The sequence below is a fragment of the Agrobacterium vitis genome (assembly GCF_014926405.1).
GTDB lineage: Bacteria > Pseudomonadota > Alphaproteobacteria > Rhizobiales > Rhizobiaceae > Allorhizobium > Allorhizobium vitis_H.
Genome location: NZ_JACXXJ020000003.1, coordinates 355001 through 378625, shown reverse-complemented (window position 1 = coordinate 378625; position 23625 = coordinate 355001). Strand labels below are relative to the sequence as shown.

22 protein-coding genes and 1 riboswitch (1 of these 23 running past the window's edge) are annotated in these 23625 nt (G+C 57.9%); of the genes, 12 read left to right on the top strand and 10 right to left on the bottom strand.

Features of this window, described 5'->3' with window-relative positions; genetic code table 11:
- From nirD to IEI95_RS03295, 7 genes are all read right to left on the bottom strand, one after another.
- Nucleotides 1–336 carry a nitrite reductase small subunit NirD gene (nirD, locus tag IEI95_RS03325; RefSeq protein ID WP_087730302.1) on the bottom strand — a complete coding sequence of 112 codons (336 nt, stop codon included), beginning with the start codon at nt 334–336 and terminating at the stop codon, nt 1–3.
- 4 nt (nt 337–340) lie between these two features.
- Nucleotides 341–2788: a nitrite reductase large subunit NirB gene (gene nirB, locus IEI95_RS03320; protein ID WP_156537181.1), complete on the bottom strand. Its 2448-nt coding sequence runs from the start codon at nt 2786–2788 to the stop codon at nt 341–343.
- A gap of 6 nt (nt 2789–2794) precedes the next feature.
- A complete protein-coding gene (locus tag IEI95_RS03315; RefSeq protein WP_087730304.1) occupies nt 2795–3592 on the bottom strand; it encodes an ABC transporter ATP-binding protein in 798 nt (265 codons plus the stop codon).
- Between the two features lie 12 nt (nt 3593–3604).
- Nucleotides 3605–4498, bottom strand: a complete 894-nt coding sequence (ntrB, locus tag IEI95_RS03310; RefSeq protein WP_156537180.1) for a nitrate ABC transporter permease — start codon at nt 4496–4498, stop codon at nt 3605–3607.
- Between the two features lie 23 nt (nt 4499–4521).
- Nucleotides 4522–5820, bottom strand: coding sequence for a CmpA/NrtA family ABC transporter substrate-binding protein (locus tag IEI95_RS03305; protein WP_156537179.1), 1299 nt, complete (start codon nt 5818–5820; stop codon nt 4522–4524).
- A gap of 409 nt (nt 5821–6229) precedes the next feature.
- Complete coding sequence (locus tag IEI95_RS03300) at nt 6230–7501, bottom strand: CmpA/NrtA family ABC transporter substrate-binding protein (RefSeq protein ID WP_194415912.1); 1272 nt, start codon at nt 7499–7501, stop codon at nt 6230–6232.
- Nucleotides 7502–7512: 11 nt separating this feature from the next.
- Nucleotides 7513–8100, bottom strand: a complete 588-nt coding sequence (locus IEI95_RS03295) for an ANTAR domain-containing response regulator (RefSeq protein WP_060717143.1) — start codon at nt 8098–8100, stop codon at nt 7513–7515.
- 468 nt (nt 8101–8568) lie between these two features.
- Between IEI95_RS03295 and IEI95_RS03290 the strand changes: the two genes are divergently transcribed.
- Nucleotides 8569–9294, top strand: a complete 726-nt coding sequence (locus tag IEI95_RS03290) for a pentapeptide repeat-containing protein (RefSeq protein ID WP_156532362.1) — start codon at nt 8569–8571, stop codon at nt 9292–9294.
- 46 nt (nt 9295–9340) lie between these two features.
- On the opposite strand, the gene IEI95_RS03285 is transcribed toward IEI95_RS03290, so the two are convergent.
- The gene (locus IEI95_RS03285) at nt 9341–10300 is read right to left on the bottom strand and encodes a phytanoyl-CoA dioxygenase family protein (RefSeq protein WP_012654183.1); all 960 of its coding nucleotides are present in this window, start codon (nt 10298–10300) and stop codon (nt 9341–9343) included.
- 311 nt (nt 10301–10611) lie between these two features.
- On the opposite strand from IEI95_RS03285, the gene IEI95_RS03280 reads away from it, so the two are divergent.
- Nucleotides 10612–11190: a DUF922 domain-containing Zn-dependent protease gene (locus tag IEI95_RS03280; RefSeq protein WP_156532392.1), complete on the top strand. Its 579-nt coding sequence runs from the start codon at nt 10612–10614 to the stop codon at nt 11188–11190.
- A 7-nt stretch (nt 11191–11197) separates the two neighbouring features.
- On the opposite strand, the gene IEI95_RS03275 is transcribed toward IEI95_RS03280, so the two are convergent.
- Nucleotides 11198–12112, bottom strand: coding sequence for a LysR family transcriptional regulator (locus tag IEI95_RS03275; RefSeq protein WP_194415910.1), 915 nt, complete (start codon nt 12110–12112; stop codon nt 11198–11200).
- Nucleotides 12113–12212: 100 nt separating this feature from the next.
- Here IEI95_RS03275 and IEI95_RS03270 point away from each other — a divergent pair, with 100 nt between their 5' ends.
- From IEI95_RS03270 to IEI95_RS03250, 5 genes are all read left to right on the top strand, one after another.
- Nucleotides 12213–13388 (top strand): acyl-CoA dehydrogenase, encoded by a 1176-nt coding sequence (locus IEI95_RS03270; RefSeq protein WP_156550261.1) that lies wholly within the window; start codon nt 12213–12215, stop codon nt 13386–13388.
- 10 nt (nt 13389–13398) lie between these two features.
- Nucleotides 13399–14550: a CaiB/BaiF CoA transferase family protein gene (locus tag IEI95_RS03265; RefSeq protein WP_194415908.1), complete on the top strand. Its 1152-nt coding sequence runs from the start codon at nt 13399–13401 to the stop codon at nt 14548–14550.
- A 105-nt stretch (nt 14551–14655) separates the two neighbouring features.
- Entirely contained in the window at nt 14656–15144 is a 489-nt protein-coding gene (locus IEI95_RS03260) for a nuclear transport factor 2 family protein (RefSeq protein WP_012654188.1), read from the top strand.
- 211 nt (nt 15145–15355) lie between these two features.
- Nucleotides 15356–16405 carry a DmpA family aminopeptidase gene (locus IEI95_RS03255; RefSeq protein WP_194415906.1) on the top strand — a complete coding sequence of 350 codons (1050 nt, stop codon included), beginning with the start codon at nt 15356–15358 and terminating at the stop codon, nt 16403–16405.
- 26 nt (nt 16406–16431) lie between these two features.
- Nucleotides 16432–17298 carry a D-amino-acid transaminase gene (locus IEI95_RS03250; protein ID WP_194415904.1) on the top strand — a complete coding sequence of 289 codons (867 nt, stop codon included), beginning with the start codon at nt 16432–16434 and terminating at the stop codon, nt 17296–17298.
- Nucleotides 17299–17352: 54 nt separating this feature from the next.
- Here IEI95_RS03250 and IEI95_RS03245 read toward each other — a convergent pair whose 3' ends face one another.
- Complete coding sequence (locus IEI95_RS03245; RefSeq protein WP_194415902.1) at nt 17353–18861, bottom strand: serine hydrolase domain-containing protein; 1509 nt, start codon at nt 18859–18861, stop codon at nt 17353–17355.
- 247 nt (nt 18862–19108) lie between these two features.
- Here IEI95_RS03245 and IEI95_RS03240 point away from each other — a divergent pair, with 247 nt between their 5' ends.
- The 5 genes from IEI95_RS03240 to IEI95_RS03220 all read left to right on the top strand — a co-directional run.
- The gene (locus IEI95_RS03240; protein WP_156532368.1) at nt 19109–20143 is read left to right on the top strand and encodes a dipeptidase; all 1035 of its coding nucleotides are present in this window, start codon (nt 19109–19111) and stop codon (nt 20141–20143) included.
- A 66-nt stretch (nt 20144–20209) separates the two neighbouring features.
- Nucleotides 20210–20328, top strand: a riboswitch (TPP riboswitch).
- A 105-nt stretch (nt 20329–20433) separates the two neighbouring features.
- Nucleotides 20434–22266 (top strand): phosphomethylpyrimidine synthase ThiC, encoded by a 1833-nt coding sequence (thiC, locus tag IEI95_RS03235; protein ID WP_156532369.1) that lies wholly within the window; start codon nt 20434–20436, stop codon nt 22264–22266.
- A gap of 1 nt (nt 22267) precedes the next feature.
- Nucleotides 22268–23260, top strand: a complete 993-nt coding sequence (thiO, locus tag IEI95_RS03230; RefSeq protein WP_156532370.1) for a glycine oxidase ThiO — start codon at nt 22268–22270, stop codon at nt 23258–23260.
- Nucleotides 23257–23454, top strand: coding sequence for a sulfur carrier protein ThiS (gene thiS, locus IEI95_RS03225; protein ID WP_156532371.1), 198 nt, complete (start codon nt 23257–23259; stop codon nt 23452–23454). Before thiO ends, thiS begins: the two co-directional genes overlap by 4 nt.
- Before the next feature lies 1 nt (nt 23455).
- A protein-coding gene (locus tag IEI95_RS03220) for a thiazole synthase (RefSeq protein ID WP_156532372.1) crosses the window boundary here: on the top strand, nt 23456–23625 show its 5' portion. It continues 604 nt past the right edge of the window; only the first 170 of its 774 coding nucleotides appear in the window; it begins with the start codon at nt 23456–23458; the stop codon falls past the right edge of the window.

Below are 23625 nucleotides of genomic sequence, written 5' to 3'. Positions count from 1 at the left end.
TCACTCCGCCGCCTGCAACAGGCTTTCCATGGCAATCGAGAGCACGCCCTCGACATTGCGCACCGCAATCGTGCGCACGGCCCCTTCATCGGCACCCAGCGCCTTGCCGCTTTCCAGCGAAATAACCCAATTGTGCAGCGGGCAGGTGACCGCCTTGCCGTGGACGATGCCCTGGCTGAGCGGCCCACCCTTGTGTGGGCAATGGTCCTCGATGGCGAAGACCTCGTTTTCGGCGGTGCGAAACACCGCGATCTTGCCCTGAGGGGTTTTTACGCAGCGCGCGCCGCGCAGCGGAATGTCATCGATATGGCCGATAGAGGTCCAGTTCTGATCCATGATCTCACTCCGCTGCCTGGGTGTAACCGATGGTCGCCATCGGCTTGAACTCATGCTTGTCCTTGCCGGAGACCCGCTCCGACCAGGGATCGACCTGGGCAAACTTCTGGCTGAAAACGAAGCGTTCGAAATAGGCCTTGCGCTTGGTTTCATCCTCCATGATCTGGCGGCGGACCTCGTCATGGCCAATGCGTTTTGCCCATTTGTAGATCCGCTCCAGATAGCGGCCCTGTTCGCGGTACATCTGCGTCAGCGCAACGATATGCTCCAGCGCCTCTTCCTCGGTTTTGACCAGGCCTAGAACATCGGTGCCCTTGATGTCGAGACCGGCTGCTCCGGCAAAATGGATCTCAAATCCTGAATCAACGCAGATGACACCGATATCCTTGCAGGTCGCCTCAGCGCAGTTGCGCGGACAGCCGGAGACGGCCAGTTTCAACTTGGCGGGTGTCCAGGAGCCCCACATGAATTTTTCAATCTTGATGCCAAGCCCGGTGGAATCCTGCGTGCCGAACCGGCACCAGTCGGAGCCGACGCAGGTCTTTACGGTGCGTAGACCCTTGGCATAGGCCTGGCCGGAGACGAAACCTGCCTTGCCAAGGTCGGCCCAGACGGCGGGCAGGTCTTCCTTTTCGATGCCCAGAAGGTCGATGCGCTGGCCGCCTGTGACCTTGACCATAGGGATTTCGAACTTATCGACCACATCGGCAATGGCGCGCAGTTCGGCGGCATTGGTAACGCCGCCCCACATGCGTGGCACGACCGAATAGGTGCCGTCCTTCTGAATATTGGCGTGGACCCGCTCATTGATGAACCGCGACTGGTAGTCGTCGGCATATTCGTCCGGCCAATCGCAGACGAGGTAATAGTTGAGCGCCGGACGGCATTTGGCGCAGCCGCAGGAACTCTTCCATTCCAGTTCCTGCATGACGGCGGGAATGGTCTTCAGCCCCTTGGCCTTGATCAACCGGCGCACGTCGTCATGACCAAGGTCGGTGCAGGCGCAAATCGGCGTGACGGCCTTTGGGTTATAGGCATCACCCAGCGTCAGCGCCATGACCTGCTCGACAAGGCCGGTACAATTGCCGCAGGAGGCGGAGGCTTTCGTATGGGCGCGCACCTCATCCAGCGAGGTCAGGCCTTTGCTGGTAATGGTCGAGACGATCTTGCCCTTGCAGACGCCGTTGCAGCCGCAGATTTCCGCATCATCCGGCAAGGCTGCAACGGCCGCCATAGGGTCCAGCGGTGTACCCCCCTGGTAGGACTGGCCGAAAATAAGCGTGTCGCGCATCTGTGAAATGTCTGTGCCGCGCTTCATCAGATCGAAGAACCACGAGCCATCACCGGTTTCGCCGTAAAGCACGGCGCCGATAATGCGGTTATCCTTCAGCACCAACCGCTTGTAGATGCCGGATGAGGCATCGCGCAGCACGATTTCTTCGCGGTCCGGGGCTTCTGCAAAATCCCCGGCGGAAAACAGATTGATGCCGGTGACCTTGAGCTTGGTATTGACGACGGAGCCGTGATATTCGGCCTGACCGCCGGTCAGCCGGTCGGCCAGCACCCGGGCGCTTTCATAGAGCGGCGCGACCAAGCCATAGCACATGCCGCGATGCTCGGCGCATTCGCCAAGTGCAAAGATCGAAGCGTCCGACGTCTGCATGCCGTCATCAACGACAATGCCGCGATTGACGGCAAGCCCGGCATCCTTGGCCAACTGCGAGGCTGGACGGATACCGACCGCCATCACCACCATGTCGCCCGCAATCACCCGACCGTCTTCCAGCTCAATGCCTTCGACTTTGTCCGTGCCGAGGATCGCCTTGGTATTGGCCTTGGTGATGATCTCGATGCCCCGTTCGGAAAGCGCCTTTTCCAGAAGATAGGCGGCGGCGGGGTCGAGCTGGCGCTCCATGATGGTCGGCATCAAGTGAATGACGGTGACCTCCATGCCCTGGCGCTTCAAGCCATAGGCGGCTTCAAGCCCCAGCAGCCCCGCGCCGATGATGATGGCCCGGCCCTGGCCCTTGCTGATCTCCAGCATTTTTTCGACATCATCGAGATCGCGATAGGCGAGCACGCCGGGCAATTGATGACCGGGGACCGGAATGATGAAGGGCAGGGAGCCGGTGGCGATCACCAGCTTGTCATAGGCGGCGGTGATGCCGTTTTCCGAGGTCACAGTTTTTGCCTGCCGGTCGACGCCGGAGACTTTCGCACCGCGATGCAGGGTCACGCCATGGGTTTCATACCATTGATCGTTATGGATGATGATGTCTTCATAGGCCTTTTCGCCCGACAGCACCGGCGAGAGCATGATGCGGTCGTAATTGACGCGCGGCTCGGCATTGAAAACGGTGACGTCATAAAGGCCGGGTGCTTTTTCAAACAGCTCTTCCAGCATCCGGCCCGGCGCCATGCCATTGCCGATGATAACCAGTTTTTCCGCCATGATGACTTACTCCGCGGCTTCGACGAAGCGGTGACGTTCGTAAAGGAACTTCAACACGGCTTCGCGGGATTTGAGATAGGTCCGGTCTCCGGCCAATGCGATACGGTCACGAACGCGCGGGATCGGCACATCAAGCACTTCACCGATCTTTGCGGCGGGGCCGTTGGTCATCATGACGATCCGGTCGGAGAGCAGCACGGCCTCATCGACATCATGGGTAATCATGATCATCGTATTGCCGAGACGCGCATGGATTTCCATCACGGCGTCCTGCAAATGGGCACGGGTCAGCGCGTCCAATGCCCCGAACGGCTCGTCCAGCAGCAGGATTTTCGGCTCCATGGCCAGCGCCCGGGCAATACCGACCCGCTGTTTCATGCCGCCGGAAATTTCCGCGGGACGCTTGTCTTTTGCATGACCCATCTGCACGAGATCGAGATTGCGCATCACCCAGTCATGCTTTTCGGCCTTGGTCTTGCGGCCCGCAAACACCTTGGAGACGGCGAGATTGACGTTTTCATACACCGTCAGCCACGGCAGCAGGGAATGGTTCTGAAACACCACGGCCCGTTCCGGCCCCGGCGCGTTGACCTCGGTGTTTTCCAGGAGGATCGCGCCTGCGGTCACGCGGGTCAGCCCGGCAATCAGGTTCAGCAGCGTGGACTTACCGCAGCCGGAATGGCCGATAATCGAGACGAACTCACCCTTGCCGATGGACAGCGAGACATCCTTCAAGACCTCGGTTTTTGTGCCTGATCGTTCGAAGCTTTTGTCGATATGGTCGATTTTGAGATAGGCGCTCATAACCATTTTCCTCTAATTTTTCGCGGTGCCACGGGTGATGACACTGCCAAGGAGAGCGACGAGCTTGTCGAGGACAAAGCCGGTCACGCCGATATAGGCAAGCGCCACGATGATGTCGGAGAGCCGCGAGGAGTTCCACGCATCCCAGATGAAGAAGCCGATGCCGACGCCGCCGGTCAGCATTTCAGCGGCAACGATGGCAAGCCACGACAGGCCCACGCCGATGCGAAGCCCGGTAAAGATGTAAGGGGCGGCGGCAGGCACCATGATGCGAATGAAGAATTCCAGCGGGTTGAGCCGCAGCACCCGGGCCACATTGCGGTAGTCGTCGGGAATATTGCGCACGCCAACGGCGGTGTTGATGATCACAGGCCAGATCGAGGTGATGAAGATCACGAAAATCGCCGAGGGATTGGAGTTCTGGAAGGCCGCCAGCGATAGCGGCAACCAGGCAAGCGGCGGTACGGTGCGCAAGATCTGGAAGATCGGGTCGAGGCCGCGCATGGCCCAGATGCTCTGGCCAACCACAGCACCGAGAAAGACGCCGACAATGGCCGCCAGCCCGAAGCCGATTGCCACCCGCTCCAGCGACACCAGAACGCGCAGGCCAAGACCGATATCCTGCGGCCCATTGTTGAAGAACGGGGCCGTGATCAGGTCATGGGCCTCTTCCCAGACCTGACTTGGCGGCGGCAAGGTCGCGCCGGCATGGGAACAGGCGATCTGCCAGATGCCCAGCAGGATGGCGAGAACGACGAATGGTGGCACGACATTGCGCAACATAGTTGCGCCGATGCGTTGGCTGTTGAGCCTGCGGGTGGGACGGCGCGCCATGGTGACAACAGTGCCAACCGATTGTGGAGCAGAAAGGGTTGCGGGTTCTGCTTTGCGAAGACTTGCGGACATGAGCTTTCTCCTGTTGCGCGCGGTCACGCCGCAGCCTTGATGGTCAGGCTGTCGAGATAGGCCTTGGGGTTTTCAGGGTCGAAGACCTTGCCGTCAAAGAAGGTTTCCTTGCCGCGTGAGGTCGATGCCGGAATATCGGCGCTGGCCACCGACAGATCCTTGGCGGCTGCCCGCCAGATGTCTTCCCGGTTGACCTTGTCGACCAGTGCTTTCATGTCGAGATCGGCGGCAAACTTGCCCCAGCGGATGTTTTCGGTGAGGAACCACAGGTCATGGCTCTTGAACGGGTAGGAGGCATGGTCCTGCCAGAATTTCATCTGCAAGCCGGTGTTTTCCACCATGCGGCCGTTGCCGTAATTGATATTGCCCTTCAGGCGGCCAAGCACGTCCTTCGGTGGCACGTTGAACCATTGGCGCTTGCCGAGAATATCGGCCATTTCGGCCTTGTTCTCCATGCTATCGCACCAGATCTGCGCTTCCATGATCGCCATCATCAGCGCCTTGGTGGCATTGGGGTTCTTTTCCACCCATTCGGTGCGCATCGAGAAGGCTTTTTCCGGATGGCCCTTCCAAAGCTCGCCGGTGGTACAGGCGGTAAAGCCGATGCCCTGGTTGACCAATTGCTCGTTCCAGGGTTCGCCGACGCAGAAGGCGTCCATGGAGCCGACCTTCATATTGGCGACCATCTGCGGTGGTGGCACGACGATGGTTGAGACGTCCTTGTCGGGATTGATGCCGCCAGCGGCAAGCCAGTAGCGAATCCACAGATCATGGGTGCCACCCGGAAAGGTCATGGCCACCTTGACTTCGCCGGTCTTGGCTTTTTTGGCAGCAAAGGCGTCCTTCAACTTGGCGGCGTCAAGGGCGACGCCGGTTTCTGCATATTCCTTGGCCACCGAAATGCCCTGGCTGTCGAGATTGAGGCGCGCAAGGATCGACATCGCCACAGGCACGCTGTTTTGCGTGACTTTGCCGGTTTGCATCAGGTAGGGCATTGGCGTGAGGATATGGGCGCCGTCAATGCCATTGGATGCGCCGCCCAGCACAAGGTTGTCGCGGGTCGCACCCCAGGATGCCTGCTTCGACACTTCCACGCCGGTCATGCCATATTTGGCAAACAGGCCTTTTTCCTGCGCGATGATCAAGGGGGCGGCATCCGTCAGGGCGATGAAGCCAAGCTTGGCACCACTGACTTCCGGTGTGGCGGTGGCCGCCAGCGCGCCTGTTGGCAAAAGGATGCGGGCGGCGGCAAGCGTGGCGGCCGCACCTGTTGCCTTGAGAATGGAACGGCGATTGATAGCGTGATGGGCGATGCGGGTCATGACGGGCTCCTGTCGGGCGGGCAAAAGGGCAAAACGCAAAAAAAAACGCCGCGAAGATTCCTGCGCGGACCGGGAGGTGTCCGCTCAAAAACCTTGCGACGTCGATGTCTCAGGGAAAGCGCAGCGTCTGCGCTATTTCGCGTCGGTCGCCGTTGACCACGCAAATATATAGAAGCAAAGCCCGTGCCAGTTTTATAAAATTCTGACGAAAAGAGCGGAATTGCTCGGGCAAAGATACGATTTAAGAAATTAAGCGCATGAAATTAAAGGAATAAAAATTCTATCGGAAGGCATGGATTTTTTCGTGTCGACGGGATGTGGATGGAGCTCGCTCGAAAATCAGCCGAGGTTCTCGTCTAATTATTGCGCAGTGCTTATTTACGTGGCGAAAAAATTGCCCGAAATCCGTTCAAATTTCTTCTGGTCTCGCAGATGTTGCAAGATGGGCGCGCACCGGGAATTGCCCGGCATAGGAGGCGAGTTTGGCAGGATCGAAGACAAAACCATCGATGAAACGGTCTCCCTCGCGCAATCCCTCTACCCGCAAATCGTCTTCTGCCAACTGATCGGGCAGGCCAAGAGCGGTACGGTAGATATCCGGGCGAAAAGCGCTGGCTGCTTTTTCCACATCGGCGACGTTGTAGCGCGTCTGTCCCCAGCGGATCATCTGGCTATAGATCCACAAGGCCTGGCTTGGGCGAGGGTAATTTGCGTGCTCGGCATGGAAGCGGAAATAGTCGTCGATGACCCGGCGATTGCCTTTGGCATCCAGATGGAAGACACCACCCAGCACATGGCGGATGATGTCGCCAGGCGCGCCGATATAGCGCGGTGCGGAGAGCATTTCGGCCAGCGCATCGCGGTTGTCGGGTGCGTCACACCAGCGGGCGGCCTCATCGAGAGCCGTGATCAACCTGGCAACAGTGTCCTGATTTGCCGCCGCCCATTCCGGGCGCATGCCCAGCACTTTTTCAGGCGCCGAAGGCCAGATATCCTGCTTGGCAGCGACGATCCGGCCAACGCCGCGCTCTGACGCCACCATGTTCCAGGGCGCGCCAACGCAAAAGCCGTCAATGGCGCCTGCGGCCAGGGCATCGGAGGTGAGCGGCGGCGGTACCACAACCAGCTTCACGTCACGGTCCGGATCAATGCCGCCTGCGGCCAGCCAATAACGAAATTCGTAATTATGCGAGGAAAACGGATAGGTCATGCCCAAGGTCGGCATGGGCTCACCGCGTTCGCGCATGGTCTCCAGCACACGGGCCAGCGCCCGGACATTGTCCAGGGCGCTTGCCTGGGCCGCAACCAAGCCGGTTTCTTCCATTCGCTGAAACAGACGGATCGACAGGGTGATGGCATTGCCACCCTGTCCCAGCGAAAACGCTGTAATCGTTGGGGAGGGGTTGGAGCCAAGGCCGAGCATGGAAGCGACAGGCATCGGCGACAACATGTGAGCGACATCGAATTGCTGGAAGGCCAGCCGGTCACGCAGATTGGCCCAGGACACATCTTTTACCAGCTCAAGCGTCAGGCCATGGCGCGCCGCAAAGCCGAATTCAACGGCTGCAATCAGCACCGAGGCATCGACCAGCGGAATGAAGCCGACGCGCAGGTGACGGGTTTCCGTCCGGCCTGGTGCCGGTGCGGAAAGAATGGACCTCTGTGTGGCGGCCTCGGTCATGTCTGGCGTCCTCACATCAAAAGGCTGGCGGCGGTGACAACGCTCTGGGCGATCTCCACCATTTTCTTTTTCTCGTTCATGGCGCTTTGCCGCAGCAGGGCGAAAGCCTCTTCTTCCGACAGGCCACGCATTTTCATCAGGATACCCTTGGCCCGCTCGATCACCTTGCGCTCTTCCAGCGCCGTGCGAGCTTCCGTCAATTCGCGCTGCAATCGCTCAAAGGCCCGGAACCGGATGACTGCCATATCAAGGATCGGCTTGACGCGCTCCTTGCGCAACCCATCGACGATATAGGCGGACACTCCGGCATCGACGGCAGCAGCGATCGATTCCGTATCGGCCCGATCAACGAACATTGCAATCGGTCGGCTGACGCTGCGGCTCAGTTGAAACAGATGCTCCAGCATATCGCGATTGGGGCTTTCCAGGTCGATGATGATCACATCTGGCGCCAGCGTTTCGATGCTGCGGGCGATACCCTGGACCTCGTTGATAACAGTGACATGCAAATGTCCTGCCTCCCGCAGCCCTTCTTCGATAATCGAGGCGCGGATGGCATTTTCATCGATGACAAGAATGGTCAGGTCGCTGTGGGTCACGCATCAGGCTTACCGCACTGCGAAATACTTGACAATTGCATTGCACACTAATGATCCTGACAAGGTGTCCAAAAGGATCGTCGCTCGGCATGATTTGTGAGCATGACAGTTAGTCGGTGTGATGATTTTCTTGATGAGGCAGGGTTTTAGGACTGCGATCAACTGTTTTGGAGAAAAATCGCGCCGGTATAGAGTGATTTAAGCAGAGACTCCTTGGGTAACCAGGCAAGGTCTGGTTAGATAGGTTGATCGCAGACTTGACGCCTCTATCCTTTCCATATGTGAATGGAGGCTGGAGATACGCAAAAAACAAGATGCGTAAAAACAAAGGGCTATAGCACGTTAAATTGCTGCATGATTTTCTCCTGACATCAGGTGGGATTTAAGGAATCATGCAGTGGGGGGAATGCATGGTGACCGTGCGGTCGATTGCTGTGCATGGCCAAAAGGTGAGGTTGGACGAGATCTATGCAATTCGCTTTGTTCCAGGATGTTAAAAACACTGCCAGGCTTGCGTCCTGCCTGTTCTCTCTCGTTGTCGTCTCTATGCTCGGAACAAGTGTTGCACAGGCAGCCGATTGCCGAAGCGGCCCTGCCAGCAAGGTGGATTGGTCAGAATGCCGCAAACGGCAGTTGATGCTGGGCGGCAGCGACCTTCGCGGTGCCAATCTCTATGATGCGGACTTGAGTTTTACCGATTTGAGTAATTCCAGTTTGCAGGCCGCCGATCTGGAAAAGGCGACGTTGATCCGCGCCTCTTTTGCCGGTGCCAATGCCGACGGAGCGAAATTCGACCGTATCGAGTCCTATCGCGCCGAAATGTCGGCAATGTCTGGAGTGGACGCCAGTTTTGTCTCCGCTGAAATGCAGCGCGTCAATTTAGGTGGCGCCAATCTTGCGGGTGCAGATTTTACCAAGGCGGAACTCAGCCGGGTCAATTTCGAAAAATCCATCCTGATGGGAGCCAAGTTCACAGTGGCAAACCTGTCCCGCGCCAGTTTCAATTTGGCGCGGCTGGATGGTGGCGTCGATTTTGAAGACGCATTCCTGTTTCGCACCCGTATTGAAGGTGTGGACCTGTCGACAGCCAAAGGGCTGAAACAGGACCAGGTCAACCTTGCCTGTGGCGATGCAAAGACCAAGCTTCCCGCAGGCCTGACCAATCCGTCCGATTGGCCTTGTCCTGCGGATTAATAATGGCCTGCGGATTAATGTCGCATGGATTATTGACTGGCAGCGTTCAGCGCAGGATCGGTTCGCCGTGGAAGCGGCGCTTTGACGGTTTGGAAACGCCGAAGCCGACCTCCATCATCAAGCGTGGCTTAGCCGTTGGCACCGTACCCATATGGAAGCCGAACGGGTCTTCGACAAAGCCCGATCCCGCCGGTCCTGTGAGTGTGACAGCGCTGTCCTTGCCGTAATAGTCAAGCACTTCTTCCGCCGGGTGGCCGACCAACAAGGTCAACTGGTGTTTCAGCCGACGGCGGCGGTGGCTACCCTTGACGTAGATATGCGGCCCTGTGCCCTCATCGACGCTATTGATATTAAAAAAGAATTTCAACATACGCCAGTCGTCGAGGTCGAAATGAAACTTGTCGAGCGAGGCCATGCTGCGGTCTTTCTCGGTGGCGGCAGTGGGAAAGCTCCACCAGAGACGAGTGGTGATCAACTGTGCCTGGCCGCCGAGATAGTTTTTGGCGATATCGATCAGCAACGGATCTCTTTGAATGGCGACAGCCGCTTCGCAATTCAATGTCCGCTCGAACAGGTGACCGCTCAGGATTGGGCGTCCGAATGTTTTCTCAGCTTCGGCATGATCGCCTGCCTTGAATTCCAGTCGCCGGTCGAAGTTGCCGAAGCAGGGCGTTTTCAGCGCATGGTCATGAATGGATTCATGGATGTCGCTTGGCAACTGCAGGCCGGTGAAAATTCCGTCCTTTCGCAAGGCAAGCGTTGCGGATCCGCTGTCTGCCTTGAACATGCTGGGTTGGGTATTGGAGCCTGGTTTGTGCTTGCGGGCTGTCAGCCAATGCAACTGTCGACCCGGCATGGTTCTGGCCAGCATAAACATTGGCAGCCAGGCAGGGTTTTCCTTCACGTCGGCAATATATGTCGGAATGCGCACAGCCATGCGTCGAAAGGCACTACCTTTGCGAGCGATGGATTCGAGGTCCTGCGGGTTCGATTCAATTGTCTGCATCACTGAAGTCTCCTGGCGAATGCTGCCAAACAGCACGATTCGATGGATAGGAGTTATGCGTCACCCACGCCCAACACAGAACATTACATTGTGGCGAAATCGTGACATTTCTTTTATTTCAATGAGTTAGAGTATTTTCTGGCAAAAAAACACTTGCTTTCGCAGGTGTTTTTGAGGCAGGAAAATAAACCTTACTATTGTTTGAGTAACGAGCCCTTGTCACAGGATCATGAACAACCATGCTTGATCGCTTTTTTGGCAGTAACAACCTATCGGGTGTATTTCGCTCAGAAAAAATGGCTATTGGCGTTATGGCATGGCTTTTTTTAAATGTCGCAAATCCAACATTTGCAGACTGGCAGGCGGTCGAGCAGATTGCGACTTACCCCGTTTCAGGTCAAAGCGGGCCGCAACTCTATCAATCCATCGGAGAAAAAGGCCCGGTTATCGGCACTGACAAACGGATACATGTCATTGCTCATACCACATTCAAGCTGACATGGACACGCAAATATGTGCCGCATGGCAGCACTTGTGTGCTGGAGACGGCCATTCCCAAATTGACGATTATCTATACGCTGCCTCGTCCATCCCAGTCGCTTACAAGTCCGGTTCGGGAAAACTGGGCAAAATTTATCGCCGGGATTGAGACGCACGAGCGTGTCCACGGTCAAAACATCAAGGACATGGTCAAGGCGATCGAGGCGGCAAGCATCGGTCTGACCGTGCCGGATGATCCCGACTGCAAGAAGATCCGCACGGACCTGACAAAGCGCCTGGGAGAAATCTCTGATCGAAAGCGAGAGCGGGATCGGATCTTCGAGCAATCCGAAATGGCGCCGGGCGGGCCGATCCAGCAGCTTATTCTGGCGCTGGTCAATGGTGGCTAAAAGCTGATTAGCCTGCGTCTCTGGTCGTGAATGCCTTTACTTCTTCGAGCAGCCATTGTGAAAAGGCCGCCAGCGGCTTCGATAACGGCCTGTTATCCGGTGACACAAGATAATAATTGCTCTGGCTGTTGACGCGGTGCTGCGATGCCAGGACAAGTTGACCGCTTTCCAATTCTGGCCCGATCAGAAACAACGGCATCAGAGCGATGCCAAGCCCGGCAATGCAGGCTTGGGCCACATTCATGAACTGCTCGAAACTCATGGCAGCGCGTGGCGTGGCGGTGATGCCGAGACTGTCGAACCAATGATCCCAGGCCAGCGGTCTCGACTTCATCTGGATCAGCGGCAGGTCGGCCAGATCGCCATCCGATTTGATAGGATGACGGGTCAGAAAAGCCGGGCTGCACACCGGGGCGACCGTCTCGTCCATCAGGAAGGTGCAGGTGGCACGCGGCCAGTTCGGCTTGCCGATATGGATGGCGGCATCCAATTGTTCGGCATCGAAATCAAATATGCCGATGCGGGTTGCGAAATTCAGATTGATATGCGGGTGGGTGGCGACAAAGCTGGAAATACGCGGCAAAAGCCAGCGTGTGCCAAAGGTCGGGAGAATGGCGATGTTCAGGGCGTTGCCTTGTGAGCCGGTCATCGCTTCCAGTGAAGCATCCTGAATCAGAGACAGTGCGGCCTGGACGGCGCGGTGAAAATTCTCGCCACGCGGTGTCGGGATCACGCCGCGACCGTTGCGCAGGAACAACTGCGTTCCCAATTGCTCTTCCAGGGTCTGGATCTGCCGGCTGATCGCGCCCTGCGTCAGGTTCAATTCGCTGGCGGCAGCGGAAAAACTGCCCAGCCTCGCCACGGAGTCCAGGGTGACAAGGGCGCTGGTGGACGGCAGCAGGCGGCGTTGAATGAGCTTCATCAGCTATGATTATAACTCATATCCCGTTTCGTAAACATTGTTTTGCGATTCCGGTTTGATCTGCGAGACTGGTGTTAAGAATTTTTGATACGAGGATGCCATGAGCTTTGTGTGGGACGATCCCTTTCTGCTGGAAGACCAGTTGAGCGAAGAAGAGCGGATGATCCGCGATGCGGCGGCGGCGTTTGCCAAGGCGGAACTGAGCCCTCGCGTCGAGGACATGTATCTCAACGAAACGACGGACCGTGGACTGTTTCCGCTGATGGGCAAGGCGGGCCTGCTGGGTGTGACACTGCCGGAAAAATACGGCGCGGCGGGTGCCAATTACGTCAGCTATGGGCTGGTTGCCCGTGAAGTGGAGCGGGTGGATTCCGGCTTCCGGTCGATGATGAGCGTCCAGTCCTCTTTGGTGATCCATCCGATCTTTGCCTATGGCTCGGAAGAGCAAAAAGACAAATATCTGCCGGGTCTGGTGTCCGGTGAGTTGATCGGCTGCTTCGGCCTGACCGAACCGGATGCGGGCTCCGATCCGGGCGGCATGAAAACCAGAGCCGAAAAGATCGAGGGCGGTTATCGCCTGCGCGGCTCGAAAATGTGGATTTCCAACGCGCCGATCGCCGATGTGTTCGTGGTCTGGGCGAAATCCGAGGCTCATGATGGTGCCATTCGCGGCTTCGTGCTGGAGAAGGGCATGAAGGGCCTGTCCGCCCCGAAAATCGGCGGCAAGCTGTCGCTGCGCGCTTCAATTACCGGCGAGATCGTCATGGACGGCGTTGAGGTTGGTGAGGATGCCTTGCTGCCTGGCGTCAGTGGGTTGAAAGGCCCATTCGGCTGCCTGAACCGGGCGCGCTATGGTATTTCCTGGGGCGTCATGGGGGCTGCCGAAGATTGCTGGGTGCGCTCGCGTCAATATGGTCTCGACCGCCATCAGTTCGGCAAGCCGCTGGCCGGGATGCAGCTCTACCAAAAGAAGCTCGCCGACATGCAGACCGAAATCGCGCTAGGCTTGCAGGCATCCTTGCGCGTCGGTCGGCTGATGGATGAGCATAAGCATGCGCCGGAAATGATTTCCCTTATCAAGCGCAACAATTGCGGCAAGGCGCTGGACATTGCCCGCATGGCCCGCGACATGCACGGCGGCAATGGTATCCAGATCGAATATCATGTCATGCGGCATTCGCAGAACCTGGAAACGGTCAATACCTATGAAGGCACCCATGATGTGCATGCGCTGATCCTGGGCCGCGCTCAGACCGGCATCCAGGCATTTTTCTGAGGGCGGATCGATGTCGAATGCGCCTCTATCGGGATTGAAGGTCATTGAACTGGCCCGGATTCTGGCCGGTCCCTGGATCGGCCAGACGCTGGCCGACCTCGGTGCCGATGTGATCAAGGTGGAAAGCCCGCAAGGCGACGATACCCGAACCTGGGGGCCGCCGTTCATCGATGACGGCGTGGAAAAGGCCGCAGCCTATTTCCACGCCTGCAATCGCGGCAAACGGTCGATCACGGCGGATTTTACCAGGGCTGAAGATATCAAAAACCTTCGCGATCTGATTGCCTCAGCCGATGTGGTGATCGAGAATTTCAAGGTTGGCGGTCTGGCCAAATATGGCCTCGATTACGACAGCCTGAAAGAGCTTAATCCGAAGCTGGTCTATTGTTCCGTCACCGGCTTTGGACAGGACGGGCCGTATGCGCAACGTGCCGGTTATGATTTCATGATCCAGGGCATGAGCGGTATCATGGACCTGACCGGAGAGCCAGACGGTGCGCCGCAGAAGATCGGCGTTGCCTTTGCCGATATCTTCACCGGGCTTTATGGGGTGATCGCCATCCAGGCGGCGCTTGCCCAACGCCTTCAGACCGGGCGCGGTCAGTTCATCGACATGGCACTGTTCGACTGCATGTCGGCGGTATTGGCCAATCAGGCGATGAATTACGCTGCATCAGGCATCGTGCCGAAACGCATGGGCAATAACCATCCCAATATCGCGCCCTACCAGACCTTTCCGGTTGCCGACGGCCATATCATCATCGCCTGCGGCAACGATGGCCAATTTGTCCGGCTGTGTGGTGTGCTGGGCCTTTCTGAGCTGGCGACAACGCCTGAATTTTCCACCAATGCCGCCCGTGTCGCCCATCGCGATCAATTGACCACGGTGATGGAAGACAAGACGAGGCAATTCGAGCGCGACGAGCTTTTGGCGCAGCTGGAGGCGGCGACGGTTCCAGCCGGGCCGATCAACACGGTGGCGGACCTGTTTGCCGATCCGCAATTTGCCTTCCGGCAGATGAAGATCACCCCAGATGGCGTGCCGGGCATTCGAACGCCCATTGTGTTTTCGCAGGCAGTGCTGGAGACAGCACGCCGCGCACCGCGCCTGGGAGAACATACGGCAGAAATCCTGGCGGAGATACGGCACGGCAAGGATTGAAAGGGCTGGTTTCCTTTTGGTTTCTATAGGTCGGAAAACTGCCGTCTTGCATGGGGCGCTGGCGTGTGATCTCAAAGCGTCCATCATTCACTGACGGGATTTACCATGAAAATCTTTCTTTCCATCGTCGCGCTGTCGCTCAGCCTCGCCTCGGGCGTTTTTGCACAGGAGCCGGTTCGTGGTGTTGACAATGCCGAAGCGCTGTTTACCAGTCCCGATCCGGTGTTGAACCGCAACAAACAGACGACGTATAAGATCCTGAAGGAACTGCTGGAGGCCAACCACTGGGACCGCGCCGATCTCTATCTGACCGAGCGCTACATTCAGCACAATCCCAATGCCGCATCGGGCCGCCAGGGCGTGATCGATTATTTCACCAAGGTGCGAAAAGTCACGCCGTCACCGATCCCGGAAAAGATGCAGACCAAAGTGGTCTCGGTGGTGGCTGAAGGGGACATTGTCACCGTTGCCTTTCCCCGTGAACTGAAGGATCCGAAAGACCCGACCAAGACCTATACCACGACCTGGTTTGATAGCTGGCGTTTTGTGGATGGCAAGGCCGACGAACATTGGGATTCGGCGACCAAGCCCTAATATGATCAATCATTGAAGATGACTGATCGTTTTCCTTTCGCAAACCCCTCAAGCCCCGGCTGCATTTGAGAGATTTGCAATGTCTTCAAGGCGAGGATGCGTCATCATCTTCGAGCCTTTAGACAACATCGTGGATATCCCTAGATTTGCCGTGATATTTGTCAGGGCCGGGCGTAGGGTGCCGCCGATTTGACGGTTGGCGGAGCAGGATGTGACGGAAAATTCGCGTGCGCGGTTCAGGGAGCTTGGCGGCCCCGTTGGCCATTATCCGGTAGGACCGCTCAACGCCATTACCGATGTCACTGGCGTTTCGGTTGGTCATATGACCTTGATCGATGGGGATCGGACGCGCACTGGTGCCACCGCCATCCTTCCGCATGGGGGCAATCTGTTTCAGGACAAAGTGCCCGCCGGTTTCGCCGTTTTGAATGGTTACGGCAAATTTGCCGGTAGCACCCAGATCGTCGAGCTTGGCGAGATCGAGACTCCGATTGTGCTGACCAACACGCTTGCGGTCGGCCGCGCCGTAGAGGCGATCAATCTTTATACGCTGGCCCAGAAGGGTAACGAGCGCGTCACCTCCCTCAACGCCGTGGTCGGAGAGACCAATGACAGCCGCCTGAATGATATTCGCGCTGCCCGTCCCGATGTCACGGAGATTAGCGCGGCGATTGCGACGGCAAAGCCTGGTCCGGTAGAGGAGGGGGCTGTTGGCGCTGGCGCGGGAACCGTGGCTTTCGGGCTGAAAGGCGGCATCGGCACCAGCTCGCGGTTGGTTGAGATAGGCAATGCCCGATATACACTCGGCGTTCTCGTGCAGTCCAACTATGGCGGCCATCTCATCGTTGCGGGCAAGCTCTATCGGTCCGATGCGGTTCACGACAAGGATGGCTCCATCGTCATTGTGGTGGCGACCGATGCGCCGCTTTGCGCGCGCAATCTGACCCGGTTTGCAGAACGCTGCTTTGGCGGCCTTGCCCGAACCGGTGCCGCGCTCAGCAATGGTTCGGGCGATTACGCTCTGGCGTTTTCGACGGCAGAGTCGGTCCGGCGCACGCCAGCCCGCCGAAAGGCGATGATGAGCGTTGAACAGCTCTCCAATGACGTTGTTTCGCCGCTTTTCGAGGCTGTGATCGAGGCAACCGAGGAGGCGATCCTCAATTCACTGACCATGGCCGTTTCCATGACCGGCGTTAATGCCGCAACGGGAAAGCCGACCGTTGTTTCCTCCATTTCTCTCGACACGATCCGTCGTCTCTGACGCTCTTCCGCATGACAGGAGTTTGCATGTCCAATCCCGCCCTTCGCACCGTCTATCTCAATGGCGCCTTCCTGGCCGAAAACGAAGCGCATATCTCGATTTTTGACCGTGGTTTCCTGTTTGGTGACGGCATCTATGAAGTGACCGCCGTGCTGGACGGCAAGCTGGTTGACAGCGCCCTGCACATGGCCCGGCTGGAGCGCAGCGTCGGCGAAATCGGCGGGCATCTGCCGGTATCGACGGATGAAATCGTTGAGATTGAGCGGCGGTTGATTGCCGAGAACGGCTTGAAGGAAGGGATGATCTATCTGCAATATACAAGAGGCGCAGAGGACCGCAATTTCCTCTATTCCGAGGACCTCGCTCCGACCTTGCTGCTGTTTACCCAGTCAAAATCACTCGACGTTGCCAGCGTCATGGAAAAAGGCCTGAAGGTCAAGACCGTGACGGACCAGCGCTGGGCGCGACGCGACATCAAAAGCGTTTGCCTTCTGCCGCAGGTTCTGGCCAAGCGCGCCGCCAAGGCCGAAGGATGTGACGAAGCCTGGATGGTGGAAGACGGTTTCGTGACTGAAGGCGCGTCCTCGACGGCCTATATCGTCACGGCCGATGACAAGATCATCACCCGTGCCAATAGCAACGCAACATTGCCCGGCTGCACCCGGCTGGCGCTGCTGCAATTGGCGAAGGAACATGGGCTTGTTATCGAAGAGCGTCCCTTCAGCGTTGAGGAAGCGCTGGTGGCCCGCGAAGCGGCATTGACCAGCGCCTCGAATTTCATCGTGCCGATCACCACCATCGACGGCAAGCCGGTTGGCGATGGCAAGCCCGGCCCAGTGGTAACGCGCTTGCGGGCGCTGTACATGGAAAACGCACGCAGGACGGCGATTTAATCGAGCCTAGAGTTTGTCAGGGAAAGGTGGAGCTTGGGTTTCCCTGACAAGACGCTATCCCGCCCGCTGATACTCAATCATCCGTGCGCGGGCCAGAACCAACTCCAGGCGGTCTTCACTGAGCATGTTCAGGCAGATCCGCTTGGTCCAGGGACCATCGTGAAGCGTGAAGAGGTAGCGACCGCCACCCAGCGCTTGCAACGGCATGGACTGGCAGGTTGGGCCGATGCCCATCGTCAGCATGGAGCCGTGGATTTCAAACCGGGCGCCTTCCGATGAAAGCCAGATGCCTGAAAGCGATGGCGAGATACCATCGTCCTTGGCCGGTCGGTAATGGCGCGGCCCATGGCCGACGTCGCCAATAATGTCGTCTCCCTGCATTTTCAGCCGTAGCGGCGAGGTGGAAGACCGCGAGGAAACCCAGCCGTCTCCGCCATCATAAGCCGCATCTTCGGCATCGAGCGCAATAATGTTGCTTGCCTTCACCTCGATCCAGTTCGGGCCGCTGTCTTCCACGTAAAGTCCGTCACGAAGCGCCCTCGACAGGCGTGGCAGGGGCAGGCCGAACAGTGCAATCATCCCCGACTGGGCGATTTTGGCGCCATTGGTGTCTTCCCTGTTGGAAACGACGACGAAACCAGCGCCGGTTTCAGGATCGAGCAGAAAATAGGTCTTGTAGCCCGGATGCGAGCCGCCATGTCCGACGAAGTCCTTCTCGCCCAGCTTTGTGTGGGCCAGCCCCAGCCCGTAACCGCTTGGCCTGCCATCAGCGAGCGGGCGCGGAGCGGCCATGGCGTCGAGCCGCCCGGCCAGCGCGCCTTCTCCCTTCAGCAGGGCTTGCAGCCATAGGGCAAGCGAGCGGGCGCTGCCCGTCATGCTGCCGGAGGCGGAAATATGCAGGCCAGCGGCTGAAAGCTGCCATTTCTGGCCATCATGCCAGTAGCCAGGCGCAAGCCCGGCAACGACATCATTCCAACCCTCTGGAGCATCGAAAACCGCACCGGTTTCAGCACCGGCACGCTGGATATAATCGCGGAAATAAATGCCCTTGCGCTCTAGTGCTGCTTCCACCAGCCTGTAGCCGGTATTGGAATAGGAAACTTCGGAACCTGGGGCAAAGTTCAGCCGGGTCTGTCGGCTGAGAAACTCCAGCAGCGGCCCGCTTCGGGTTTCCGTATAGACCGACAACCCAAGCAGGCTCAGCGCCTCACGGGTATCCGGCAAGCCGCCACTCATATCCAGAGCGCGGCTGACGGTGACACTGGCCAATGGTTCTTGCAGTTCCGGCAAATGCACGCCCAACCGATCATCAAGGCGGATGAGGTCTGGATGAGACAGAACCAGCGTACAAAAGGCATGTTTGGTGACGGAGGCATAGCGAATGACACTATCCGGGGTAAATAGTGCGCCCGTGCTCAGGTTTTCAACGCCGCCGCTTTTTGTAAACCGAATACCTTCCCGGTCAAAACCGATCACCGCCCCACCGGGTCCGTCCTGCGTCCAAGGTTCAAGAGCGGCGTTGACGGTCCGTTCGGCGTCTTTCCAGTTTAACATCTGTTCCATTCAATCTTTTACCGCCGAAATATCCGCGACAATGATAGCGTTGTCATTTACCGCATCCATTTAGCTTGTATGACAATGCGCTTTGTCACGCGAGACCGATGACAATACCGTCTTGCATCTGCTTCAATGGGTGGCATTTGGGGGTTAAATATGTCAAGCCTTTGATGCATTTGGATATTCACGAATCTTCGATGCGAGGATGCGTCGGCATGGCCGATGCATTTGGATGATGTGCAAGGATAGAGCGATGACACAGACCGTTCCCGTTTTCGATGGCCATAATGATGTGCTGCTGCGGCTGCGCCGCTCTGGCCGTCCCCATCCCTATCAGGATTTTTTGCAGGGCGGCGAGGCCGGGCATATTGATTTGCCCAAGGCGCGCCAAGGGGGACTGGCCGGTGGACTTTGTGCCGTATTCATTCCCTCGCCAAGCTTCAAACCTGATGACAACGGGGATTTCCAGGCCCCGGCCCAGCCGGAAGCGCTGAACGAGACGCTGGCCATGGCCCGGCTGCTGCTTGAAATCGAGGCGAATTCGGCTGGTCGCGTCAAGGTCTGCCGCAGTGCCGCCGATATCCGTCATTGCCTGGAAAATGAAATTTTTGCGGCAGTTTTCCACATCGAAGGCGTTGAGGCAATCGCTGCCGATCTCGATGCACTTTATGTGCTGCATCAGGCGGGGCTACGCTCGCTCGGTCCTGTCTGGAGCCGGCCGAACATCTTTGCTCATGGCGTTCCCTTCCGCTTTCCATCCTCTCCAGACATTGGCCCCGGTCTGACGGATGCTGGCAAGGACCTGATCCGCGCCTGCAATGAGTTGAAGATCATGGTCGATCTCTCTCATATGAATGAACAGGGCTTCTGGGATATTGCCGGTCTTTCCAATGCACCACTTGTCGCTTCCCATTCCAACGCCCACGCGCTTTGCCCTCATAGCCGCAACCTCACCGACAAGCAGTTGGATGCGATCCGTGACAGTGGTGGTTTGGTGGGTATCAATTTCGGGGTGATTTTCCTGCGCGAAGATGGCCAGCGCAATCTCGATACACCGTTGGATGTGCTCATCGACCATATCGATTATATCGTAACGCGCATCGGCATCGACCATGTGGCACTCGGCTCAGACTTCGATGGCACCACCGTTCCCGCAGCCCTGAAGGACGCAACCGGTCTTCCCTTGATCGTCAAGGGGCTGGAAGCACGAGGGTATGATGCGGCATCAATTGCCAAGGTCTGCCATGGCAACTGGATTTCGGTGCTGGAGCGGACCTGGGGTGCTTAGCCCTCTCTTCGGCGAAATGAGATTTGCCGGGCATTGACCTTAGTGCCAGTTCGGCAGTAATCTTCTCTCATTCACCAGGGGTGTCCCGCAAGGGGCTGAGATTCCGCTAGGCTTAACAGCAGCGCGGTGACCCGTTGAACCTGATCCAGTTCATACTGGCGTAGGGACGGTGCAAGCGCTGCAAAACCATGGCCCGTATTGGGTTGGCCCGTTATGGGTTGGTCAGGCGTCTTTCCATCATTCCGGCTATCATGACTGGGTCTCCAACCTGAACACTTGGAGCCTCAAAAATGAATATCGCCCCACAGTTTCCGACCCCCGAAGTCACCACCGGGACGCTTCCCGCCTCCGCCAAGGTGCATATTGCCGGAGAGATCCACCCGCAGATCCGCGTACCGATGCGCCAGATCACGCTGCACCCCACCTCCGGCGAGCCGCCGGTCAATGTTTATGACAGCTCCGGCCCCTATACCGATCCAAACGCCACCATCGCCATCGATGCAGGCTTGCCGCGCATTCGCGCCGAATGGGTGGTCGCACGCGGTGATGTCGAACCCTATGCCGGACGCCACGTCAAGCCAGAGGATAATGGTTTTGCTTCAGGCGAAAAGCTGACCCCGGAATTTCCGGTGCGCAATGCGCCCTTGAGGGCAAAACCCGGCCAAGCCGTAACCCAGCTTGCCTATGCCCGCGCTGGCATCGTCACCCCGGAGATGGAGTTCATTGCCATCCGCGAGAATATTGGCCGCAAAGCCGCCAAGGACGCGCTGATCCGCGATGGCGAAAGCTTTGGCGCGTCCATCCCGGATTACGTCACCCCAGAATTTGTCCGTCAGGAAGTGGCCATGGGCCGCGCCATCATCCCGGCCAATATCAACCACCCCGAAGCCGAGCCGATGATCATTGGCCGGAATTTTCTGGTGAAGATCAACGCCAATATCGGCAATTCCGCCGTCACCTCCTCCATGGCCGAGGAAGTGGAAAAAATGGTCTGGGCGATCCGCTGGGGCGCGGATACAGTGATGGATCTCTCCACCGGACGCAACATCCACAATATCCGCGACTGGATCATCCGCAATTCCCCGGTGCCGATTGGCACGGTGCCGCTCTATCAGGCGCTTGAAAAGGTGCATGGCATTGCCGAAAACCTGACCTGGGAGGTGTTCCGCGATACGCTGATCGAACAGGCCGAGCAGGGGGTGGATTATTTCACCATCCATGCCGGCGTGCGCCTCTCCTATATCCATCTGACCGTCAACCGGGTTACCGGCATCGTGTCGCGCGGCGGCTCGATCATGGCCAAGTGGTGTCTGCATCATCATAAGGAGAGCTTCCTCTATGAGCATTTCGACGAAATCTGCGATATTTGCCGGGCTTATGACGTGTCGTTCTCGCTTGGTGACGGCCTTCGCCCCGGCTCGATTGCCGATGCCAATGATGCCGCGCAATTTGCCGAACTGGAAACGCTGGGCGAACTGACCAAAATCGCCTGGGCGAAAGATTGCCAGGTGATGATCGAAGGCCCCGGCCATGTGCCGATGCACAAGATCAAGGAGAATATGGACAAGCAGTTGAAGACCTGCGGCGAGGCGCCCTTCTACACGCTTGGTCCGCTAACCACCGATATCGCTCCCGGTTACGACCATATCACGTCGGGCATCGGGGCGGCGATGATCGGCTGGTACGGCACGGCCATGCTCTGCTACGTGACACCCAAGGAGCATCTGGGCCTGCCGGATCGCAATGACGTCAAGACCGGGGTGATCACCTACAAGATCTCGGCTCATGCCGCCGACCTTGCCAAGGGGCATCCGGCAGCCCAGGTCCGTGACGATGCACTGTCGCGCGCCCGTTTCGAATTCCGCTGGGAAGACCAGTTCAACTTGTCGCTTGACCCCGACACGGCCCGGTCCTTCCACGACGAAACCCTGCCAAAGGAAGCCCATAAGGTTGCGCATTTCTGCTCGATGTGCGGCCCGAAATTCTGTTCGATGCGGATTTCCCACGATATTCGCGCCGAGGCCCAGAAAGAGGGGCTGGAAGCCATGGCGGCCAAATATCGCGATGGTGGCGATCTCTACATGCCGGTCTCCGATGAGGAGAAACCGTCGGCGGGAGAATGACATGTCCATTCTGATCAAGGGGGCCGGCGTTGCCGGCCTCACATTGGCGTTTGAACTTGTTCACCGCGGTATAAATGTCGCGGTGTGCGACATCAAAACCTGCGTGGGGCAGGGGGCCTCTCACTATGCGGGCGGCATGCTGGCGCCCTATTGTGAGCGGGAAGCCGCCGAAGAGCAGGTTCTGACGCTTGGCCTGGCCTCGGCAGACTGGTGGGAAAAGGCTTTGCCTGGCTCTGTCACGCGCAGGGGGACGCTGGTCCTCACCCCAAATCGCGATATCCAAGACCTGAACCGCTTTGCCAACCGCACAAGCGGCCATCAATGGCTGGACGCCGATGGCATCGCCGCATTGGAACCGGATTTGGCCGGGCGTTTTCGCAAGGGCCTGTTTTTCGCGGATGAAGCCCATCTCGATCCACGCAAGGCATTGGACGGTCTTTATCAGGCGTTGGTGCAGCAGGGCGTCTCTTTCTTTCTCGGGCCGGATGCCGAGCCTGATACCAACGGCTTTGACAGTGTCGTCGATTGTACCGGCGCGGCTGCCATCGACACGATCGAAAACCTGCGCGGGGTGCGCGGCGAAATGATCTATCTGCAAACACCGGATATAAGCCTGAGCCGCCCCATCCGGCTGCTGCATCCGCGCCATCCGATCTACATCGTGCCACGCGACAACAATTGCTTCATGATCGGCGCCACCATGATAGAGGCGCGGGATGACGGTCCGATCAGCGCGCGGTCTCTCATGGAATTCCTCAATGCTGCCTACACGTTGAACCCAGCTTTCGGCGAGGCCCGGCTGATCGAGACTGGCGTCGGTATTCGCCCGGCCTTTGCCGATAATCTGCCGCGCCTAGTCGAGACATCAGATGGTTTGGCGATTGCCGGCATGCACCGTCATGGCTTCCTGCTGTCACCTGCCATGGCCCGGCAGGCGGCGGACCGGATCGAACACGCGACGTCAAATCAACCCACTCGGAGGGTGACCCGATGAAACTGATCGTCAATGGGGAGCATTTGGACTGCTCCGCCCCCACTCTTTCGACGCTTCTCGAACAATTGGACTATGAGGGCGAATGGCTGGCGACAGCGATCAACGGCGATCTCGTCCACGCCGAAGACCGGCAGGACTGCGCTTTGAACGATGGCGACAGAATTGAAATTCTCTCACCAATGCAGGGAGGCTGACATGTTGACACTCTACGGAACCGAACTTTCCTCGCGCCTGTTGCTTGGCACGGCCCGCTACCCATCGCCAGCCATTCTCGCCGAGGCCGTGCGCCGCTCTAAAACCGAGATCGTCACCGTCTCCTTACGTCGGGAAACCGCAGGCGGCAAAGCGGGCAGTGCCTTCTTCGA

Excerpts from the sequence above, each read along its gene's own strand:
- IEI95_RS03285 (WP_012654183.1), bottom strand. The coding sequence starts at position 10,300 with ATGCAGACAATTGAATCGAACCCGCAGGACCTCGAATCCATCGCTCGC.
- IEI95_RS03270 (WP_156550261.1), top strand. The coding sequence starts at position 12,213 with ATGAGCTTTGTGTGGGACGATCCCTTTCTGCTGGAAGACCAGTTGAGC.
- IEI95_RS03265 (WP_194415908.1), top strand. The coding sequence starts at position 13,399 with ATGTCGAATGCGCCTCTATCGGGATTGAAGGTCATTGAACTGGCCCGG.
- IEI95_RS03315 (WP_087730304.1), bottom strand. The coding sequence starts at position 3,592 with ATGAGCGCCTATCTCAAAATCGACCATATCGACAAAAGCTTCGAACGA.
- IEI95_RS03305 (WP_156537179.1), bottom strand. The coding sequence starts at position 5,820 with ATGACCCGCATCGCCCATCACGCTATCAATCGCCGTTCCATTCTCAAG.
- IEI95_RS03260 (WP_012654188.1), top strand. The coding sequence starts at position 14,656 with ATGAAAATCTTTCTTTCCATCGTCGCGCTGTCGCTCAGCCTCGCCTCG.
- IEI95_RS03240 (WP_156532368.1), top strand. The coding sequence starts at position 19,109 with ATGACACAGACCGTTCCCGTTTTCGATGGCCATAATGATGTGCTGCTG.
- IEI95_RS03280 (WP_156532392.1), top strand. The coding sequence starts at position 10,612 with ATGGCATGGCTTTTTTTAAATGTCGCAAATCCAACATTTGCAGACTGG.
- nirB (WP_156537181.1), bottom strand. The coding sequence starts at position 2,788 with ATGGCGGAAAAACTGGTTATCATCGGCAATGGCATGGCGCCGGGCCGG.
- IEI95_RS03245 (WP_194415902.1), bottom strand. The coding sequence starts at position 18,861 with ATGGAACAGATGTTAAACTGGAAAGACGCCGAACGGACCGTCAACGCC.
- IEI95_RS03275 (WP_194415910.1), bottom strand. The coding sequence starts at position 12,112 with ATGAAGCTCATTCAACGCCGCCTGCTGCCGTCCACCAGCGCCCTTGTC.
- IEI95_RS03300 (WP_194415912.1), bottom strand. The coding sequence starts at position 7,501 with ATGACCGAGGCCGCCACACAGAGGTCCATTCTTTCCGCACCGGCACCA.
- thiC (WP_156532369.1), top strand. The coding sequence starts at position 20,434 with ATGAATATCGCCCCACAGTTTCCGACCCCCGAAGTCACCACCGGGACG.
- IEI95_RS03250 (WP_194415904.1), top strand. The coding sequence starts at position 16,432 with ATGTCCAATCCCGCCCTTCGCACCGTCTATCTCAATGGCGCCTTCCTG.
- IEI95_RS03290 (WP_156532362.1), top strand. The coding sequence starts at position 8,569 with ATGCAATTCGCTTTGTTCCAGGATGTTAAAAACACTGCCAGGCTTGCG.
- nirD (WP_087730302.1), bottom strand. The coding sequence starts at position 336 with ATGGATCAGAACTGGACCTCTATCGGCCATATCGATGACATTCCGCTG.
- thiS (WP_156532371.1), top strand. The coding sequence starts at position 23,257 with ATGAAACTGATCGTCAATGGGGAGCATTTGGACTGCTCCGCCCCCACT.
- thiO (WP_156532370.1), top strand. The coding sequence starts at position 22,268 with ATGTCCATTCTGATCAAGGGGGCCGGCGTTGCCGGCCTCACATTGGCG.
- ntrB (WP_156537180.1), bottom strand. The coding sequence starts at position 4,498 with ATGTCCGCAAGTCTTCGCAAAGCAGAACCCGCAACCCTTTCTGCTCCA.